Consider the following 4,274-nt stretch of genomic DNA (forward strand, 5'->3'; position numbering starts at 1 on the left):
CGAGGTCCATCGCGGTCATCGCGTACGGATCGCCCTGGTCGAGCAGTCGCTCGACCACCAGGACGACGGTGTCCGAACCGGCAGGGGATGCCGGCCCAGCAGACGGCTTCGAGCCGGCCGGTGCTCTCCAGCGGCGCCGGGCGGTCCTGGCGCAGGTAGCCCCAGCCCGCCGGGGCGGGGACGGCCAGGTCCGGTTCCGGGGCGGACAGCTCCAGGACGGAGTGGATCTCCCGGTACGGCAGGTGGTCGACCAGGGCCTCGGCCAGCCGCCGGCGGGGCACCGCGAGGCGCAGCCGGGCGGCGCCGTGGTCGAGCGCGGTGCCGAGCAGGTTGGTGGCCGCGTGCCCGGAGTCGATCTGCGCGTAGAGGTAGCCGCGCGGGCCGTACTTGCGGATCGACAGCCAGGGGCGGACGGCGATCAGGACGAGGACCGAGCGTGCGTCGTCGGCGACCTCGGCGAGGATCGCGTCCAGCTCCGGCCCGGTGGCGGTGCGCACGCAGAGCCGGCGGTCGAGGTCGAGCCGGTGGAGGACGGCGGGGCCCGGCCCGGAGCGGTCCGCGACGAGGATGTCGTAGGGGAAGATCGCGCCGGCGGAGGGGACGGAGCGGGCGCCGCCCGGCCCCTTGGAGAGGATGCCGTCGTCGACCACGCCCAGGGCCCGGGCGAGGCCCGGCCCGGGTGGGTCGTCCTCGGCGAGGTCGGGGCGGGCCGAGATGGTGATCAGTTCGGCCCAGATCCGGGCGAGTTCGGTGTCGCCGGCGACGCCCACTGGGGTGTCGGTCCGGTCGATGGGATCACGGGTGTACAAGGTTCCTGCCTTTCCGGGACTGCGGCGATGGATCTCGATTCATGACTGGGACGGACGCTGGGGACGGCTGGGGTGGAGCAGGGGTGGAGCAGGGGTGGAGCAGGGTGGAGCCCGGACGGACGGACGGCGGGGCGCCCCGCCGGGGTGCGGGCGGCACCCCGGCCGGGTGTGCGTGAAGGGGGGGTCGGGCGGGTCGGCGGCGGCGGTGGGGCCGGCGGGTCAGGCGTAGGCGCCGGCCTGCAGCGCGTACAGCTCCGCGTAGAGCCCGGGGCGGGCCATCAGGTCCTCGTGGGTGCCCCACTCCCGGACCCGGCCGCCGGCCAGGACGAGGATCCGTTCGGCGCGGCTCACCGTGGAGAAGCGGTGGGTGACCAGGACGGTGACGGAGCCGTGGGCCGCCGCCCGGGTGCGGGCGGTGGCGCCGTAGCCGTCGAACAGGAGGTGTTCGGCCTCCGCGTCCAGGGCGGAGGCGGGCTCGTCGAGGACCAGCAGCAGGGGTGCCGGGCGCAGCAGGGTGCGGGCCAGGCCCAGCTTCTGCCACTGGCCGCCGGAGAGTTCGGCGCCGTCCCCGTAGCCCTTGCCGAGCAGTTGGTCGGCGCCCTGCGGGAAGGCGCCGACGATGGACTCGGCGTCGGCCTTGCGCAGCGCGGCGGCGAGGGCGGTGTCGTCGTCGCCGGGCTCCCGGCCGGGGCGCAGGTCGCCGAGGCCGACGGTCTGGCGCAGCGGCAGTTCGTAGCGGGCGAAGTCCTGGAGCAGCGCCGCGACGCGTTCCCGCCAGGCCGCGCCGTCGAGTTCGGCGAGGTCGGTGCCGTCGACCAGGATCCGGCCCCCGGTCGGCCGGTAGAGGCCGCAGAGCAGCTTGACCAGGGTGCTCTTCCCGGCGCCGTTCTCGCCGACCAGGGCGATCGTGGCACCGGCCGGGATGTCCAGGCTGACGTCGTCCAGGACGGGGTGGTCGGCGCCGGGGTAGCGGAAGGAGACGTGCTCGAAGCGGATCCCGCGCTCCAGCCGGGCCGGTACCCCGGCGGCCGTCGCCGGGGCGGGGTCCGCCGCGCCGCCGGATTCGTCGGCGGCCAGCCCGGCCAGCCGGCGCACGGTGCGGCCGGCGCCCTGGAGGACGCCGAACAGTCCGAGGAAGGCGGCGGTCTGGGTGCTGATCTGCACGGTCAGGGTGATGACCAGGACGACGTCGCCGAGCCCGATCCGCCCGTCCAGGGCCGCGCCGACGGTGATCAGCAGCGCGCCGGCGTAGGCGGCGGCGAACAGCAGCTGTCCGACGGCGCGCAGGCCGGCCGCCCCCCACTGGGCGCGGTTGAGGACGCCGCTCGCGGCCCGCCAGGACTCGGCCTGCCGGCGCCGGAGTTCGGGGCCGGCACCGGAGAGCCGGATCTCGCCGGCCGGGCCGGGGGCGGTGGCGAGCCGGAGCAGGTCGCGGGTGCGGCGGGAGTCCTCGGCGCTGCGCTTCTTGGCGCGTTCGACGAGTTCCTGGGCCCGGTGTCCGGCCAGCACGGGGGGCACCGCGAGCAGCGGCAGCAGCGCCAGGACGGGCTGGACCCGGGCCAGCAGCAGCATGGTGAGCACGGTCTGCAGGCCGATGGCGACCAGTTGCAGGACGGCCTCCAGGGCCGCCCGGGTCTTGACCACGTCCTCCCGGACCAGGTGCAGGGCGTCGGCGAACTCCGGTCCGGCGACGCGCTCCAGGGTGTCCGGGCCGCCGGCCGCGTCGAGCAGCCGGGTCTGGAGTTCGACCTCCTCCAGTTCGCCGAGTTCGAAGTAGTGCAGGTGGGCGAAGTGGCCCAGCATCAGCTCGGCGACCAGCAGCAGCGCGGCGGCCAGCGCGAAGCCGGCGGCCGGGCCGCCGTCGCCGGCCAGCACGGCCTCGGTGAGGTGCTTGAGGGCGACCGCCAGGGCGGGCGTGGCGAGGCAGCCGAGCAGCAGCAGGCCCAGGCCGGTGATCAGCCGGCGGCGGTCGATCCGCCAGGACAGCCGGGTGAAGTGGGATACGGCGCGCAGCAGGTCCTTCATCGCAGAACTCCCGGGCGGTCGTCGGTGGTTCCGTCGGGGCTCCGGTCGGGGTCGGCGGCCTGATCGGGGTCGGCGGGCTGGTCGGGGTCGGCGGCCTGATCGAAGCGGTCGGCCTGGAGGCGGAAGAGTTCCGCGTACCGGCCGCCGGCCCGCAGCAGGCTCTCGTGGTCGCCGTTCTCGATCACCACGCCGTTGTCCACCACCACGATGTGGTCGGCCCGCCGGACGGTGGAGAACCGGTGCGAGATCACCACGCTGGTGATCCCCCGGGTGAGTTCCAGGAAGCTCTCGTAGAAGGCCACTTCGGCGCGGATGTCGAGCTGGGCGGTGGGCTCGTCGAGGACCAGCACCTCGGCGCCGCCCTCCAGGGCGTACAGCGCGCGGGCCAGGGCCACCCGCTGCCACTGGCCGCCGCTGAGGTCCCGCCCGTCCCGGTAGGCGGCGGACAGCACGGTGTCGAGGCCGACGGCGTTCAGGACCTCCCCGGCGCCGGCCCGGGTCAGGGCGGCGGTGACGGCCGCCCGGTCCGCCGGGAGGTGCGGCGCGCCGAGGGCGACGTTCTGGGCGAGGGTCAGCTCGTAGCGGTTGAAGTCCTGGAAGACGACCGCCAGCCGGCGGCGCCATTCGGCCGGGTCGAGGTCGGTCAGCGGCACGCCGTCGACCTCGATCGCGCCCGCGTCCGGTTCGTGGACCCGGGCGAGCAGCTTGACCAGGGTCGTCTTGCCCGCGCCGTTGAGGCCGATCACGGCGGTGGAGCGGTTGGCGGGCAGCACCAGGTCGAGCCCCCGGTAGACCTGCCGGCTCGCGCCGGGGTAGCCGAAGGACACCTTGCGGAAGGCGATGCCCTCGGTCGGGTGCGGGACCGGGCGCGGCTGTTCGGGCCTGGGCTCCCGGCCGGCCTGCTCCTCGAAGTCGGTGAGCGCCCGGTGCGCCAGCATCCCGTACTGGGTCTGCACGTCGCTCTCCGGGAAGTAGACCCCGAAGCGGAGCGGGATGAGCACGCACTGCACGGTCAGGGCGAGCGCGAGGGCGCCGTCCTCGCCGGCAGGCACCGCGACGGCGAGCACCAGGAAGGCGCCCGCGCCGCCGATGACGGCCACCGCGGCGAGCCCGAGGAACGGGCGCAGCAGCAGCCGGCGGCGCTCCTGCCAGAGCTGGGCGAGGTAGCCGACGGCCTCGGCCCGGTAGCGGGCGCGGAACCAGGGCAGCGCGCCGAGCAGCCGGATCTCCTTGCCGCCGGAGGCGTCGACCGCGGCGGTCCGCAGGTAGGCGGACTTGCGGCGTTCGCCCGCCATGCTCTTCCAGTACTCGACGAAGGAGGCCAGCGAGCCGCGCTGGCCGAACCGGACGGCGAGCGCGGTGGCGCCGGCGAACAGGGCGGCCAGCGGGTTCAGCGCGACCGCGAGGACGACCAGGGCCGCCGCGAGCTGGCTGTAGCGC

At 75.5% G+C, this 4,274-nt stretch carries 2 protein-coding genes and 1 pseudogene; all 3 read right to left on the reverse strand.

What is annotated here, in order from left to right:
• Nucleotides 1–809: pseudogene (locus AB0N76_RS39345) on the reverse strand (hypothetical protein); the annotation flags it as partial.
• A gap of 219 nt (nucleotides 810–1,028) precedes the next feature.
• A complete protein-coding gene (locus AB0N76_RS39350) occupies nucleotides 1,029–2,834 on the reverse strand; it encodes an ABC transporter ATP-binding protein (RefSeq protein WP_363565663.1) in 1,806 nt (601 codons plus the stop codon).
• Nucleotides 2,831–4,274: ABC transporter ATP-binding protein (locus AB0N76_RS39355; protein WP_363565664.1), on the reverse strand; the 1,444-nt coding region annotated here is incomplete at its 5' end. The genes AB0N76_RS39350 and AB0N76_RS39355, both read right to left, overlap by 4 nt.

Source organism: Kitasatospora sp. NPDC093806 (genome assembly GCF_040683335.1).
In the GTDB taxonomy this organism is placed as follows: Bacteria; Actinomycetota; Actinomycetes; order Streptomycetales; family Streptomycetaceae; genus Kitasatospora.

Excerpts from the sequence above, each read along its gene's own strand:
- AB0N76_RS39350 (WP_363565663.1), bottom strand. The coding sequence starts at position 2,834 with ATGAAGGACCTGCTGCGCGCCGTATCCCACTTCACCCGGCTGTCCTGG.